The following is a 14,544-nucleotide window of genomic DNA, read 5'->3' on the forward strand; positions in this document are numbered from 1 at the left end:
ACCGGCGGGGGTGTCCTCAGCCCACCGGGTGGGTGCCGAGCACGAGCAGCCAGTCGTGGTCGCCGGCGGCGTTCGCCCCCGGCGTCGTCATCGACGCGGCGAGCGTGGCGGGCGCGGGCTCCCCGGTCGTGGGGTCCACCCACCAGGCCCGCGCCCCCTCCGCCAGCCGGCCGACGTCGAGCGTGATCGTGCGGTGCGTCGGCACGTAGACGAGGGCGAGGTCGCCGTCGGGGCTCGCCGCGGCGGTCGCGAGGTCGCTCTCGAGCTGGTCGAAGGCGTCCGGGTTCCCGCCCGCGCCGCCGGTGAGCAGCGAGCCGTCGTCGGGCACCAGCGTCCACCAGGGCAACGACGCGACGACGTCACGCAGCCGCGCCACCTGCTCGGCGCCCGCGGAGCGCATCCGGTCCTGCCAGCCGGGCAGGAACTCCCAGTCGTCGGTGCCGTACACCTCCCCCGGCGAGCCGGAGGTGATCGCCCACAGCACCTGGCGCCGCAGCGTCTCGGTGGTGGTGGGCTCGTCGCCCATGTTGTTCTCACCCTCGTAGTTCGACTCGCCGAGCAGCGCGGGGCGCGCGGGCCCGGTGTCGTACGCCTCGCGCACGGCCTCGTAGACGGGCTGGTAGCTGTACACGAAGTCCCAGTCGACGAGCGGGTCCCAGTGCGGGTCCTGGCCCGCGAACCGCACCGTGATGAGCTGGGCGGAGAACGGCCGGGCATCGCCCGTGGACCGGATCCCCTCCTGCACGGCCTCGAGGCACGCGTCGTCGGCGGGCTCGGGCGTGTAGTCGCCGCCGGCCATCCAGAGCACGTGGGGCAGGTCGGCGGCCCACTCCCCGACCATCGCCCCGTAGTCGTGGCAGACGTCGACGCCGGGCGAGCCGAACGGTTCGTCGATCGTCCAGCTGTCCACCGGGTAGAGCAGCACCGTGAGGCCGAGGTCCGCCGCGCGCTCCAGGGTGGCGTGCGCGCGGTCCCAGTACGGCGCGTTCCAGCGGGTGACGTCGCCGTCCGTGAACGGGAGCAGCCCGTCCACCGTGGCGCCGTCCGCCGACGGGCCGCCGTTCGCCGGGTTGCCCAGCAGGGACACGACGAGGGCGTTGAAGCCCTGCTCCGACCGGGTGGTCAGGTACGTCTCGGCCTCGGCCGGGCTCAGGTCCACCAGGAGCGACCACGGCGCGTCCCCGCGCACGAGGATCGGCGCGCCGTCCTGGTCGACGAAGTACCGGCCGCCGTCCGCGATCGCCGTGACGAACGCCGGGTCGCCGTCGGCCGCCGGCCACGCCGTCGACGGGGTGACCGCGCGCACGGGCGCGTCCGCCGCCGGCGGGCGCTCGTACCACCCGTCCTGCTCGGGGGTGCCCGGCCGCAGCGCCCGGTAGCCCACGACGGCGGCGACGACGGCGACGGCCGCCACCACGAGCACCGCCACGACGCGCCGGACGGCCCGCCGGCTCACGACGCGACCCGACGCGCCGTGCGGAGGCCGAGCAGGTCGCGCATCCGGTCCTCCTGCGCGACCACGGCGGCGCGGTCCGACTCCGCGACCTCCCGCACGTGCGCCGCCTCGGCGGCGTGGTCGGCCAGGATCTCGCGCACCTGGGCGACCACGGTCGCCGTGTCGTACGTGTCGCGGTCGTGCGCCCGGTCGTGCGCCCGGTCCTGCCCCCTGCCGGCCGGCGCGTAGTGCGCCACGAGCGACGCCTGCTTGGGCCCGTACCCCGTGCCGACGACCGGCACGCCCTCGCTCACCGCCGCGACCAGGTTGTGGTAGCGCGCGGCGACCAGGGCGTGGCACCCCCCGAGCGCGTGCGCGACGTCCTCCACGGTCCGGGCCTCGCTCAGCTCGACGACGGCCCCGGGGTCGGCCGCGCGGACGCGGCGCACCACCTCACGGGCGACGCGCAGGTCCAGGTCCTCGCCGGTCACCACGCGCACCCTCGCCCCCGTGTCGAGGAGCGCCCGCACGAGCGCGACGCTGCGGCCGGTGTACACCTCCCGGTCGGCGTCCCGCTCGGCGCCGCCCCAGTCCATGACGCCGACGGCGACCAGCGGGTCGGTCCTGGCGGTGCCGGGGGTCGGTGCCGCGGTGACGGGCTCGCGGCGCAGCACGAGGTCGGGCACGACCGGCGCCTCGCGGCGCACCCCCAGCCCTGCCACGCCCTGGGCGGACTCCTCGTCGCGCACGGTGACGACGTCCGCACAGGAGAGCGTCCAGGCGAAGAGCCGGCGCACGCCCGGCGACCCGAGGTCGTCGACCCCCACGCTCAGCAGCAGCAGCGGGCGGCGGTGCAGGCGCGACCAGGCGGCGAGCCAGCACAGCGAGAACGGGATCCCGCGCGGGCGCACGCCCTGCCCCTCGAAGATGCCCGTGCCCGGGACGACCACGGCGTCCACGGACCGCACGGTCCGGCCCAGGTGCACGACGTCGGCCACCCGGCCGAGCAGGCCCTTGACCCCGCGGCGCGGCGCGCTCGGGTGCTTGATGTCCACCGCGTCGACGCCGTAGGTGGCCTCGACGACGGCGGGAAGCTGCGCCACGGCCAGGGCCCGCGCGCCGGTGCCGTCGAGCAGCCGCAGCCCGGCGACCAGCGAGGCCTCGTTCCCGTAGTTGCCGATGCCCGTCTCGCCGAAGAACGCGACCCGCCGCACCGTTCTCACGCGACCCTCCGGCGGGCGCCGACGAGCCCGGCGTCCCGGGGCAGGCGGGCGAGGTCCCCGACGATGCTGCGCCATCCGGGGACGGTCCAGCGCCCGAGCACCGTTCCCGCGCACCGCACGCGCTCGGCGGTGTCCAGCGGCGCGGCCCCCACGGCCTGCAGCAGGAGGAACGTGGAACGCGAGTACGGGAACACGGTGCGGGGACGGCTGGGGTCCACCCAGGCCGCCTCGCTGTCCCGGTCGCCGCCGTGCCGCTCGTCGTGCGCGCGGATGCGCAGCAGCCCGCGCTCGGGCACCACCTCCAGGCGGCCGGCCAGGGCGAGCGCCGCCGGCAGCACCATCTCGCCCGCCGTCGAGACCCTGACGCCGCCCGCGGCGCGCGCCGCCGTGGTGCGCATCAGCCCGAACCCGACCTGCCCGACCATCCGCCGCAGCACCGTCCCCAGCCGCACGTGCGGCGACGGCCCGGCGAGGCCGTCGGCGAGGGCGGCGTCGCCGTCGTGGTGCTCGCCGACCTCCCGGTCCGCGGTGTCGACGAGCACGACGCGCGGCACGGCGCACACGGCGGCCGGGCCCGCGTCGTCCAGCACCTCGACGCTGCGGCGCAGCCACGCCGGCTCGCGCAGGTCGTCGTGGTAGGCCCACGCGAACAGCGGGGAGCGTGCGTGGTCGAGCAGCCACTCCGCGTTGTGGCCGCCGCCGATGTTCACCTCGTGCCGCACGTACGTGAACCGCGGGTCGCGGGCGGCGACCTCCCGCCCGATCTCCTGGGTGCCGTCCGTCGAGGCGTTGTCCGCCACGACCACGGCGAAGTCGCCGAAGTCCTGGCGTTCGAGGGCTGCGAGCGCCTGCGGGAGGTAGCGCTCGCCGTCGTGCACGGGCACCCCGATGGTCACCGGTGGGACAGTTGTCACGACGCCTCCCGCAGCGCACCGAGCCTGGACAGGACCTCGTCGTAGCCGCGCAGCGTCCGTTCGCGCGCGCCGTCGGCCCACGCGTCGACGTCCCGCGACAGGGCGTCGCGCTTGTCGACCAGGGCGTCGAGCGCCTCGACGAGCTCGTCGGACCGGAAGCTGTGGGCGTCGAGGCGGTAGGCGCCCACGCCGGCGGCTTCCGCCAGGACCCGCACCTTGTCCGCGTGCTCGACGGTGACGAACGGGATCCGGTTCAGCGCCGCGCCGACGAGGAGGTGGAAGCGGCTGCCGACGACGGCCCGGACACCTGCGAGCTCCCGCAGCATCTCTTCGAAGTCGCGCGGCGTGCGGATCTCGACGCTCCCGAAGGTCCGCTCCTCGGCCACGTGCTCGGAGACGTCGCCGACGACCTGCCTCGCGACCGCCACGTCGGCCGCGTCGGACACGACGACGCGCACCCGCTCGCCACGGTCCACGAGCGCCGCGACGACGCGGCCCGTCTCCCGGCGGTAGCGCTCGCGCTCGGCGTCGGTGGCCCAGGCCGCGCCGTCGGCGGACGGCACGTCGATGACGCTCACGACGACGACGCCGCGGTTCGCGTCGGATGCCGCGAGCGGCACGTCCGACCGTGCGGTCACGATGTCGTCGATCAGCACGTCGCGGGCGGTGTCGACGCCGGTCGACCCGACGGCCTCGCGCGTGAGCGGGTCGCGATAGGAACGGACGTTCGCCGTCGTCGCCGCCGCACGCACCACCCGCCGCGTGAGGCTGCGCGTGTACCGGCTGCCCCCGACGCCGAGCCACGCGTACGGCGTGGCGCGGCACCGGGCGGCCAGGCCGACCAGCAGGAGCGACAGGAGCGTGCCCCGCGGGGGCCCGCCGTGCCCCGCCTCCAGTGCGCCGGTGCCGGGGACGACGATGGCGTCGAACCGGCCCGCGAGCCGCACCAGGTGCACGAGGTCCAGGGCGAGCCGGACGCCCTTGGCCACGCCCGAGTCGTGGCCGGGACCGGAATAGCCCCACCGCGCCCGGGCGCTCGTCGCCGGACGCCCGAGCGCCTCCCGGGATCCGGCAGGCTCGCGGCTGACGATGGTCACCTCCACGGCGCCGGGGCCGGCCTCGAGCATCCGGATCACCTGCGCGGCCGACGCGTCGTTGCCGATGCTGCTGACGCCCAGCTCCGCGAACAGCGCCACCCGGGTCGTCATGACGCCGGGCCGGCCAGGTCGAGCCGCTGCTTGCGCACCGTGAAGCCCTCGGCGTACGACGACCGGCACTCCATCCCCCGCAGGCGCATCAGCCCGAGGAACGTCTCGTCGTCCCACCAGTCGCGGGCGGTCTGGGACGGGTAGTGCTTGGACAGCAGCTCGACCTTGCGGCGCGCGTCGTCCCGCCCCACCGGCACGTACGTCGTCACGCGGCGCAGGTCGCCGTCCCACTTCGGGATCTCGTACTCGAGCACCAGGGAGTCGCGCCACACCGTCGGCACCAGCTCCCCGACGAGCCGGTGGTCCTGGTGCGCGTCCTGCGGGCTCGGCGCGAGCACCAGGTCGATCCTGCCGTCCGGCTCCAGCTCGCGGGCCAGGTCCTCGAGCGCGTCCTTGACCGCGCCCCAGTGCTCCGGCAGGCGGCCGTCGGGGAACGACCAGAACCGGCTCGTCGCGCCCGGGCTGAAGGCCTGGGCCGCCCCCTCGGCCTCGGCGCACCGCTCGGGGCTGCCGGTGAGCGTCGCGACCACGACCTGCACCTCGCCGCGCGCCGCCAGCGCCAGGAGGGTGCCGCCGCAGGCGATCTCGACGTCGTCGGGGTGCGCCGCGACGCACAGCACCCGCAGGCGCCCCTGGGGCGGGACGAGCCCGATCATCAGCTCGCGCCCGGCACGCTCAGCGCCGGCGCGAGGTCGCGGTCCGGCGGCGTGAAGCCCGTCAGCGTCGTGGCGTCCGGCGGCGGCGTGGCGTCCGTCGCCCGGCGGGGGCGCAGCGTGCCCGGGGCGTGCTCCCACACGGCCCACGGCCTGCGCCCCTGGCGGTCCATCTCCTCGAGCATGTTGCGCTCCTTCAGGGTGTCCATCGGAGCCCAGAACCCGTCGTAGCCCACGGCACGGAAGCGTCCGTCGCGGGCCGCGCGCACGCAGCCGTTCATGACGAGGTCGTCGCCCTCGTCCAGGTAGTCGAAGATGCCCTGGCGCAGCACGAAGTAGCCGCCGTTGATGCACATGGTCATGCCGGCCACGGGCTCGAGGTCGCGCATCGTGCCGTCGGCGTCGTAGCGCACCACGTGGAACGAGTCCTGCGGCGGCACCGCCAGGAGCGAGCCCACCGCGTCGGTGGCGACGAGCTCGTCGACGATCTCGTCCATCGGCGCGTCGGTGAGCACGTCGCCGTAGTTCGCGAGGAAGACGTCGTTGTCCTCCAGGTACGGGCGCACGCGCCGCAGCCGCTCGCCGATGGGCGTGTCGATCCCGGTGTCGACGAACGTGATGCGCCACTCGCTGATGTCGCTCGAGAGCAACTCGACCTGGTCCCCGCCCTTGCTGAGCACGAAGTCGTTCGAGTGGGTCTCCGCGTAGTTCAGGAAGTAGTCCTTGACGACCGTCGCGCCGTACCCGAGGCACAGGATGAACTCCGTGTGCCCGAAGTGCGCGTAGTACTTCATGATGTGCCACAGGACCGGGCGGGACCCGATCGACATCATCGGCTTGGGCAGCGACTCCGGGCCGGAGCGCATGCGCATCCCCAGCCCGCCGCAGAACAGCACGACCTTCATGACCCGACCTCCGTCGTCACACGGCCGGCGACGCTGCCGGCCCCCTCGTCCTCGTCGCGCCCGGCGTCCGGGAGCCTCCGGGGCGCGGCCTGCTCGCGCATCGCCGGCGCCACGGGTCGCCCCCGCAGCAGGCCGTCGGTGGTGCCGGCGTCGACGGCCCGTCCGTAGACGGCGAGCGCGCCGCGCACCGCCTCCACGGTCGCCTCGACGTCGGCGTCGGTGTGCGCCGCCGAGATCACGAACGACTGGGCCAGCACCCCGCGCTCGAGCAGCTCCTGCAGGAACAGGGTGCGGAACGCCTGGGAGGGGTTGCCGTCGGTGTCGCGCGTGCCGAACACCAGGCACGACGCGCGGCCCATGACCGTCACACGGTCGGACAGCCCGGCCTCGGCCGCGGCGTCCTCGACGCCGCGGCGCAGCTTCTCGCCCTGCGCCTCCATGACCCCGACGACGTCGCGCTCGGCGTACGCGTCGGCGACGGCGAGGTAGGCCGCCAGGCCGGTCGTCTCCGCCCCGTGCGTGGTCGACAGCAGGAACGCGCGCGAGGCGTCCGTGTTGAGGCCGCCGACCTCCATGAGGTCGGCGCGGCCCGCGAGCGCCGAGACGGAGAAGCCGTTGCCGAGCGCCTTGCCCCACGTGGACAGGTCGGGCACGACGCCGTACACCGACTGCGCCCCGCCGGCCGCCCAGCGCATCCCGGTGATCATCTCGTCGAAGATCAGCACGAACCCGTCGCGGTCGGCCAGGTCGCGCAGGCCCTGGAGGAACCCGGGCGCCGGCTCGGCGGTCGCGGTGGCCTGCTCGAGGATCAGCGCGGCGACGCGTCCGGGGTGGGCGTCGAGCATCGCGCGCACGGAGTCGAGGTCGTTGTAGCGGAACCCGACGGTGAGGTCGCGGTGCGCCTGCGGGATCCCGGCGCCCATCGCGGTGGTCGTGATGAACCAGTCGTCGGTGGAGAAGAACGGCTGGGTGCTGCAGACGGCGACCAGGTCGCGGCCCGTCGCGACGCGCGCGAGCTTGACCGCCGCCGTCGTGACGTCCGAGCCGTTCTTGGCGAACTTGACCATCTCGGCGCCGGGCACCTGCTCGAGGAACCGCTCGGCCGCGCGCAGCTCCCAGACCGAGGGCCGGGAGAAGTTCACGCCGTCCGACGCGGCGCGCGTCACCGCCTCGACGACCGGCCGGTAGCCGTGCCCGAGCGTCACCGCGCGCAGCCCCATGCCGTACTCGACGAACCAGTTGCCGTCCAGGTCCTGCACCCGGGCGCCCTGGCCGCGCACCAGCACGGGCGCCATGCCCTCGGGGTACTGGTCCGATCCGCGGGCGTAGGTGTGGGCCCCGCCGGGCACGAGCTCGTGCAGCCGGCGCTGCGCCGCGGCCGACCGCGCGAAGCCGTACCGGCCGGGCGCGTCCGCCGTGGTGGTGCTCTCTCTGCTGCCTGCGGTCTGGGTCATCTGAGGCTCCCTGGTATCGGACCTGCTGGCCGTCGCCAGTCTGTGCACCGGGGCGCGGCGGGCGGAAGACGCTCCTCGCCAGTTCACCCGGCCACCGCAGCGATACAGCCGGATTTCATCCGCCCGGGGCGGTCCCCTCGGTGCCCTCGGCGACCTAGCGTGAGTTCGCATGAAGGTCATCGAGACATCCATCCCAGGGCTCCTCGTGTTCGAGCCGACACCCCACCGCGACGAGCGGGGCTACTTCTCCCGCACGTACGACGTCGCCGTCATGGCCGATGCCGGGATCGACCCGGCCGGCTTCAAGCAGGAGAACCAGTCCCGGTCCTACCAGGGGGTCGTCCGCGGCCTGCACGGCCGGACGAACAAGGGCGAGGCCAAGCTGGTGCGGTGCGCGCACGGCGCCGTGCTCGACATCGCGATCGACGCGCGGCCCGACTCCCCCACCTTCGGGCAGATGGAGACGTTCCTGCTCGACGACCAGCTCTGCCGGCAGGTGTACATCCCGCGGGGGTTCCTGCACGGCTACCAGGCGCTGACGTCGGTGACGGACTTCGTGTACCGCATCGACGACTTCTACGGACCGGACGAGGACGTCACCGTCAGCTTCGACGACCCCGACCTCGCCGTGCCGTGGCCCGCCCCGATCACCATCGTCAGCGAGCGCGACCGGCACGGCCTGTCGTGGGCCGAGTTCACGGCGGACCTCGGTCGTTGATCCCCTCGCACGCCCGCACCACGCCCACGGACGACGGCGGTCCGGCTCCGGGATCGGAGCCGGACCGCCGTCGTTCGTGGGCGTCGTCCGTGTCGGAGCGGACCGGTCAGAGCGGGGCGACCTCGCGGGGCATCGGGTCCAGCACGACCCACCGCCCGCCGTTCGCCTCGACCTGGGGCAGCGCACGACGCACCTCGTCCAGCAGGTCCGGGACGAAGAGCAGCACCCGGTCGGGCCGCAGGGCGACCAGGTCGTCCGGAGACACGATGGGGATGCGGTTGCCGGGCATGGTGCGGCCGTGCTTGGCCGTGGAGGCGTCGGCGACGGCGACGACCTGCGTCGCGTCGATGCCCGAGGCGCGCAGCAGCGCGGACGTGCGGGACGCCGCCCCGTAGCCGGTCACGCGCAGCCCGCGCGCCGTCGCGTCGCTCAGGAAGGCGCCGATGGCGGCCACCGACTCGCGCAGGGCGGTGTCCAGGCTCCCGACCGACCGCGCGTCCAGGATCCCCTCGGCCGTCTCGCGCTCCACCATCGCGGTCACGTCGGGGGTCTGGGCGCCCCACCGGGAGCCCTCCTTCGCGAACGCGAGCATGATCGTGCCGCCGTACAGGGGGTACTCCCACGCGCCGACGGCGGTGAGCCCCACCTCCGCGCCCATGCGCACGAGCGCCGGCGTCGAGTAGTAGGCGAAGTGGCCGTGCCGCAGCGCGTTCCAGATCCCGCCCCGCACGATCGCCGCGAGCGTGTGGTACTGCATGAGCAGGACGCCGTCGTCGGCGAGCCGGTCCCGGCGCTCGAGCAGCGCGGCGCGCTGGTCGGCGTCGTGCATCATCCCGAAGATGTCGACGATCAGCTCGGCGGGGCCGTCGGTGACCTCGACCATGTCGCGCCGGGCGAGCTGGTCCACCCAGGTGCCGCCGTGCGGGCTCGGGTACTCCAGCACGCGGGCGCCGCGGCGCACGAACCCGGCGGCCTCGGCCTGGTCGACCGCGGCCTCGGCCTGGGCGACCAGGGCCGCGGGCTCCACGCCGCGCGGCTCCTGGGGCGACGTCGGGTCCGCCTCGATCTGTGCCAGCCCGGTCGACGTGCCGAGCACCATCCGCAGCGGGTGCTCCGGGTCGGGCGTCGGGTCGGACGGCTCGGGGAACAGGTCGGCGGGCGGCTGCATGCCCAGGTCGAGGACGACGACGCCCTCGGCCGAGGAGTCCCAGCGGTCGCGCCAGGCGGGGTCGACGGGGGTGCCGGACGGGCCCGAGACGGGGGCCGGCGGGGTCGGGGTGGAGATGTCGGTCATGGTGTTCCTCCCAGGTCCCGGCTCAGCGCAGCCGGAGAGTGGCGATGTCGAGGCGTCCCTCGTCGGCGAGCCGGTTGATGCGCGCGAGGCGCACGAAGCGCTCGCCCTCGAACTGCTCGGCGGTCAGGTTGCGGTCCGAGGCGTCCTTCCAGATCTCGCGGATGCCGTCGGGGATGGTCCAGCTCGGCGCGGCCGCAGGCAGCGTCGAACGGATCTTGGTGAAGTCCACCCGGTAGTTGCGGGAGTCGGCGCCGGCGCCGTCGGCGAACGTCACGGGCGCGCCCGTGATCTCGCTGACCTGCTCGGCGATGGTGCGGATCTGCACCACGTCCTCGTCCCGGCCCACGTTGAACGCCTGGTCGTGCACGACCTCCCGCGGCGCCTCGAGACCCGCGAGGAAGGCGCGGGCGATGTCCTCGACGTGCACCAGGGGCCGCCACGGGCTGCCGTCGGACTGCAGCCGCACCTGCCCCCGCGTGTACGCGGTGCCGGTGAGGTTGTTGACGACGATGTCGGCCCGGAGCCGCGGGGAGGAGCCGTACGCGGTGGCGTTGCGCAGGAACGTGGGCGAGAAGTCGTCCCCCGCGAGCGCCGAGATCCCGCGCTCGGCCTGGACCTTCGACTCCCCGTACGGGGTGACGGGGTTGAACCCCGAGCCCTCGTGGACGGGCTCGTCGCCGGCCGCGCCGTACAGCGAGCAGGACGAGGAGAACAGGAACCGCGTCACCCCGGCCTCCCGGGCGGCGCGCGCCATGCGCACCGCGCCGTCCGTGTTCACGGAGAACGTGGCCTGCGGGTTCAGGTGGCCCAGCGGGTCGTTCGAGATGGCCGCGAGGTGGATGACCGCGTCGAAGTCGACGAGGTCCTCCGGCCGCGCGTCGCGGACGTCGCCCGTGCGCTGCTCGTACCCGGTCACCGGCGGCCCGAAGTCGCACCCGTCGTACCAGCCGACGTCGAGCCCTACCACCTCGTGGCCGGCGGCCTGGAGGAACGGCACCAGCACCGCACCGACATAGCCTCGGTCCCCATCGACGAGCACTCGCATCGGTCGTCCCCCGTCATCGTCGTCTCGGCCGGTCCCGGGGCCTTGGACGGCCGTGGACCGGTGGCTGCGAAGCCGCTTCGACGCTAACCAGGGCACGCCGTCGACCGTGAGGGTTGCCCGGGGTGAAAACCCCCTGTGCCCCGGGTGATTGTGCCTCCGCGTCGTTCCCCGGCCCGGCGGCGACGGCGAGGATCGGGAGGCATGAGAGTCCTGCGTTTCTCGCACAGTGCCGTCGTCGACGCGTGGCGTGAACGGGAGCGCGAGCTCCGCCGCCGCGGGGTCGACGTCACGCTGTGCGCGGCGCTGGCCTGGGACGAGGGCGGGCGCCGCGTGCCGCTCGTGGCGCGGGACGGCGAGGACGTCGCCGGGCTGCGCACGTGGGGCACCCACCCGGCCCTGTTCGTGTACCGCCCGCGGGACGTGTGGCGCGCGCTGGGCACGCCGCACGACGTGCTCGACGTGCACGAGGAGCCGTTCGCGCTCGCCACGGCCGAGGTGCTGGCCCTCGCGTGGCTGCGCGCCCGGCTTCGCGGGCGCTCCCCCGCGCCGTTCGTCGTCTACTCGGCGCAGAACATCGCCAAGCGGTACCCGCTCCCCTTCCGGGCGGTCGAGCGTCGCGTGCTGCGGCGGGCCGCAGCGGTGAGCGTGTGCAGCGACCAGGCGGGCGAGGTGGTCCTGGCCAAGGGCGCGCGGGGCATGGTGCGCACCGTCCCCCTCGGCGTCGACCTGCAGGTCTTCCGCCCCGACCGCGGTCCGGACGAGCTCGACGACGCGACGCCCGGCGTGGTCCGGGTCGGGTACGCCGGGCGGCTGGCGCCCCACAAGGGCGTCGACACCCTGCTCGCGGCCGTCCACGACGAGCCCCGCCTGCGCCTCGACGTGGCGGGCGACGGCCCGGACGCGGCCGCGCTGCACGCCGCCGCGCGACCGCTGGGCGACCGGGTCCGCTTCCACGGCGCCCTCGACGACGCGCAGCTCCCGGCGTTCTACCGCTCCCTCGACGTGCTCGCGGTGCCGTCCCGGCGCACGCCGGGATGGGTGGAGCAGTTCGGCCGCGTGGCGGTCGAGGCGATGGCGTGCGGTGTGCCGGTCGTGGCGACCTCGACGGGCGCGCTGCCGGACGTGGTCGGGCCGGCCGGCCTGCTCGTGCCGCCGGACCACCCGGGGGCGCTCCGCGAGGCGCTCCTCGCCGCCGGCACGAACCCCGCCCTCGCAGCGCGGCTCCGCGACGCCGGGCAGGCGCAGGCCGCGTGGTGCTCGTGGCCCGCGGTCGCCACGGCGTACCAGGACCTGTACGAGCACGCGTGCGCCCGGCCGCGCTCGGGCGGGCGGGTCCTGCCCGCCGTGCCCGAGCCGCCGGAGGTCGTGGTCGTCGCCTACGGGGCGCCGGACCGGCTGCGCGCCGCCCTCGCCCCGCTGGTGGGCAACCTGCCGCTGACGGTGGTGGACAACTCCTCCCTGCCCGAGGTCAAGGAGATCGTCGAGATCGCCGGCGGCCGCTACCTCGACCCCGGGACGAACGGCGGCTTCGCCGCGGGCGTCGACCACGCGCTCGCGCACCGGCAGCTCCCGGGCCGCGACGTGCTGCTGCTCAACCCCGACGCCGTGATCGGCGTCGAGGAGATCCTCGCGCTGCAGCGGCGGCTGCACGACCACCCGCGGACGGCGAGCGTCGGGCCCGCCCAGGTGGACGACCACGGGCAGCCCGCGCGCGTGGCCTGGCCGTTCCCCTCGCCGGCACGCACCTGGCTGGAGGCCGTGGGCCTCGGCCGCGTACACGACCGCGCGGCCCGGGACGGCTACGTGATCGGCTCCGTGCTGATGCTGCGCGCGGACGCCCTCGCCGACGTCGGGCCCCTGGACGACCGCTTCTTCCTGTACGCGGAGGAGACGGACTGGGCGCGCCGCGCGACCGGCCGCGGATGGCGCCACGTGCTGGTGGACGACGTCGTGGCCCGCCACGCGGGCGGCGCCACGAGCAGCGACCCGTCGCGCCGCGAGACGCACTTCCACGCCTCGCAGGAGCGCTACCTGCGCAAGCACCACGGGGCCCTGGGGTGGCAGGTCGCGCGCGTCGGCGCCGCCGCCGGGTCCGCCGCGCGCGCCGTCGTCCTGCCGGACGCCGAGGCCCGTCGCGCCGCCCGCCGGCGCCTCGGCCTGTACCTGGCCGGGCCGCTCCGCGCGGAGGGCCGGCTCGTCGCCGCCGCGCCGAGCGGCCCGTCGAGCGCGCGGCCGGGCTCGCGGTCGGCGCCGTGACCCGCACCTGGGTCGGCACCCGGGCCGGCTCCCGGGTCGGCTCCCGGGTCGGCTCCCGGGTCGGGACCGTGGTCCGCACCGACCGGCGGACCGAACGGGTCGTCGTCGCGGCGGCCGGCGTGACGGCGCTGGGGGTCGTGGCGGCCGTGACGGCCTTCGACCTCACCTGGGGTCTGGCCGCGGCCGCCCTCGTCCTGGCGCTCGGCCTGGTCGCCTGCTCCCCGTCGGCCACGATCGCGTTCGTGATGCCCGCGCTGGCCCTCGTGCCCCGGGTGAGCGCCGCCGGCGTGGACCTGTCGATCAGCGACTTCGCGCTCGCGGCCGCGTTCGGCATCGCCCTCGTGCTGGGTCCACGCCCGTTCAGCCGGCCCGTGCGCTCGATCCTGTGGCTCACCGCCGTCTACCAGGCGGCGACGCTGTTCACCGTGGTCGCGAACCCGTACACCGCCAACACGGTCGAGTGGTTCCACGCGTGGCTGCTGGTGGGCGGGGCCGTGATCGTCGGCTGGGCGGCCGCGCGGGACGGGCACGGTCGGCTCGCGACCAACCTGCTCGTCGCGCCGATGGTGGTCGTGGCCGTCGCGGCGCTCCTGGTGGGCGTGCCCCGGATGCTCGCGGGCAACCCCGACCCTGTCTACCTCGGCGCGCCGTTCGGCCTGCACAAGAACGCCCTCGGCGACATCCTCGCGTTCGGCGCGACCATCGCCTACGCCCGCCCGCGCTGGCTGGGCTGGAGCCGCCCCGTCGCCATCGGGCTGTTCCTGCTCTTCGGCGCGGGCATCGCCGCCGCCCAGTCGCGGCAGGCGATGATCGGGCTCGCCGTGGCGGTCCTCGTGCTGATCCTGCGCCCGGAGCCCGGTCGGCACCGCAGCAAGCTCCCGCTCCTCGTGGTCCCGGTCGCGGTCTGGTACGTGTGGCGGACGGTCGCGGAGCAGCTCGCGTCGGGCAACACGTTCAACTCCACGTACCAGCGGCTCACGTGGTTCGAGCAGTCGCTCGCGGTGTGGAACCAGAACGAGTGGTTCGGGGTGGGGCTGCGCTGGTGGACCGCCGGCCGCACCGAGTTCGAGTTCCAGCCGCCCAACGCCGAGCTGGAGGTGCTCAGCTCGGCCGGCACGGTGGGGCTCGTCGGCTTCCTCGTGATGATGGTCGGCGTGCTCGTCGTGGCGTGGCGGGTCGACCCCCGCTACGGGACCCTCGCGGTGGCGGTGGTCGCGAACCGGATGGTGCAGGGCCAGCTCGACCTGTTCTGGGTCGCGGTCCAGACGTCGCTGCCGTTCGTGATCGTGGGCCTGTGCCTCGGGGCGCAGGCGCACGACGCCGAACGCCTGCGGCCCGAGCTGCCCGACGCCGTCCTCGGCGCCGTCGTGCCGGGGGCCGAGCCGACGGAGGAACCCGGCGGGCGGAAGCGCAGGAACCCGGAGCGGTGAACGGGCCCC

General features: G+C 75.2%; 12 protein-coding genes. 3 read left to right on the forward strand and 9 right to left on the reverse strand.

Going from position 1 to position 14,544, the window contains the following annotated elements:
* Nucleotides 1–16: 16 nt before the first annotated feature.
* From ACQFYA_RS16525 to ACQFYA_RS16555, 7 genes are read right to left on the reverse strand one after another with little or no spacing between them, the layout of a single operon-like run.
* Complete coding sequence (locus ACQFYA_RS16525; protein ID WP_499125962.1) at nucleotides 17–1,456, reverse strand: apiosidase-like domain-containing protein; 1,440 nt, start codon at nucleotides 1,454–1,456, stop codon at nucleotides 17–19.
* Nucleotides 1,453–2,658 carry a polysaccharide pyruvyl transferase family protein gene (locus ACQFYA_RS16530; RefSeq protein WP_499125963.1) on the reverse strand — a complete coding sequence of 402 codons (1,206 nt, stop codon included), beginning with the start codon at nucleotides 2,656–2,658 and terminating at the stop codon, nucleotides 1,453–1,455. Before ACQFYA_RS16530 ends, ACQFYA_RS16525 begins: the two co-directional genes overlap by 4 nt.
* Complete coding sequence (locus ACQFYA_RS16535) at nucleotides 2,655–3,572, reverse strand: glycosyltransferase family 2 protein (protein ID WP_499125965.1); 918 nt, start codon at nucleotides 3,570–3,572, stop codon at nucleotides 2,655–2,657. The genes ACQFYA_RS16530 and ACQFYA_RS16535 overlap by 4 nt, the downstream gene beginning before the upstream one ends.
* Nucleotides 3,569–4,780, reverse strand: a complete 1,212-nt coding sequence (locus tag ACQFYA_RS16540) for a polysaccharide pyruvyl transferase family protein (protein WP_499125967.1) — start codon at nucleotides 4,778–4,780, stop codon at nucleotides 3,569–3,571. The genes ACQFYA_RS16535 and ACQFYA_RS16540 overlap by 4 nt, the downstream gene beginning before the upstream one ends.
* The gene (locus tag ACQFYA_RS16545) at nucleotides 4,777–5,436 is read right to left on the reverse strand and encodes a PIG-L deacetylase family protein (protein ID WP_499125969.1); all 660 of its coding nucleotides are present in this window, start codon (nucleotides 5,434–5,436) and stop codon (nucleotides 4,777–4,779) included. Before ACQFYA_RS16545 ends, ACQFYA_RS16540 begins: the two co-directional genes overlap by 4 nt.
* The gene (locus tag ACQFYA_RS16550) at nucleotides 5,436–6,338 is read right to left on the reverse strand and encodes a glycosyltransferase family protein (RefSeq protein ID WP_499125971.1); all 903 of its coding nucleotides are present in this window, start codon (nucleotides 6,336–6,338) and stop codon (nucleotides 5,436–5,438) included. The genes ACQFYA_RS16545 and ACQFYA_RS16550 overlap by 1 nt, the downstream gene beginning before the upstream one ends.
* Nucleotides 6,335–7,792, reverse strand: a complete 1,458-nt coding sequence (locus ACQFYA_RS16555) for a glutamate-1-semialdehyde 2,1-aminomutase (protein WP_499125972.1) — start codon at nucleotides 7,790–7,792, stop codon at nucleotides 6,335–6,337. The genes ACQFYA_RS16550 and ACQFYA_RS16555 overlap by 4 nt, the downstream gene beginning before the upstream one ends.
* Before the next feature lie 169 nt (nucleotides 7,793–7,961).
* Between ACQFYA_RS16555 and rfbC the strand changes: the two genes are divergently transcribed.
* A complete protein-coding gene (rfbC, locus tag ACQFYA_RS16560) occupies nucleotides 7,962–8,510 on the forward strand; it encodes a dTDP-4-dehydrorhamnose 3,5-epimerase (protein ID WP_499125974.1) in 549 nt (182 codons plus the stop codon).
* 106 nt (nucleotides 8,511–8,616) lie between these two features.
* On the opposite strand, the gene ACQFYA_RS16565 is transcribed toward rfbC, so the two are convergent.
* Both ACQFYA_RS16565 and ACQFYA_RS16570 read right to left on the reverse strand, forming a co-directional pair.
* Nucleotides 8,617–9,804, reverse strand: a complete 1,188-nt coding sequence (locus tag ACQFYA_RS16565) for a class I SAM-dependent methyltransferase (RefSeq protein ID WP_499125976.1) — start codon at nucleotides 9,802–9,804, stop codon at nucleotides 8,617–8,619.
* A gap of 22 nt (nucleotides 9,805–9,826) precedes the next feature.
* Nucleotides 9,827–10,849: an NAD-dependent epimerase/dehydratase family protein gene (locus ACQFYA_RS16570; RefSeq protein ID WP_499125978.1), complete on the reverse strand. Its 1,023-nt coding sequence runs from the start codon at nucleotides 10,847–10,849 to the stop codon at nucleotides 9,827–9,829.
* A 201-nt stretch (nucleotides 10,850–11,050) separates the two neighbouring features.
* Here ACQFYA_RS16570 and ACQFYA_RS16575 point away from each other — a divergent pair, with 201 nt between their 5' ends.
* On the forward strand, nucleotides 11,051–13,105 hold the full coding sequence (locus ACQFYA_RS16575) for a glycosyltransferase (protein WP_499125979.1): 2,055 nt from the start codon (nucleotides 11,051–11,053) through the stop codon (nucleotides 13,103–13,105).
* Nucleotides 13,102–14,535: an O-antigen ligase family protein gene (locus ACQFYA_RS16580; RefSeq protein ID WP_499125981.1), complete on the forward strand. Its 1,434-nt coding sequence runs from the start codon at nucleotides 13,102–13,104 to the stop codon at nucleotides 14,533–14,535. The genes ACQFYA_RS16575 and ACQFYA_RS16580 overlap by 4 nt, the downstream gene beginning before the upstream one ends.
* Nucleotides 14,536–14,544 lie beyond the last annotated feature (9 nt).

The sequence above is a fragment of the Promicromonospora sp. Marseille-Q5078 genome (genome assembly GCF_050315395.1).
Classification (GTDB): Bacteria; Actinomycetota; Actinomycetes; order Actinomycetales; family Cellulomonadaceae; genus Isoptericola.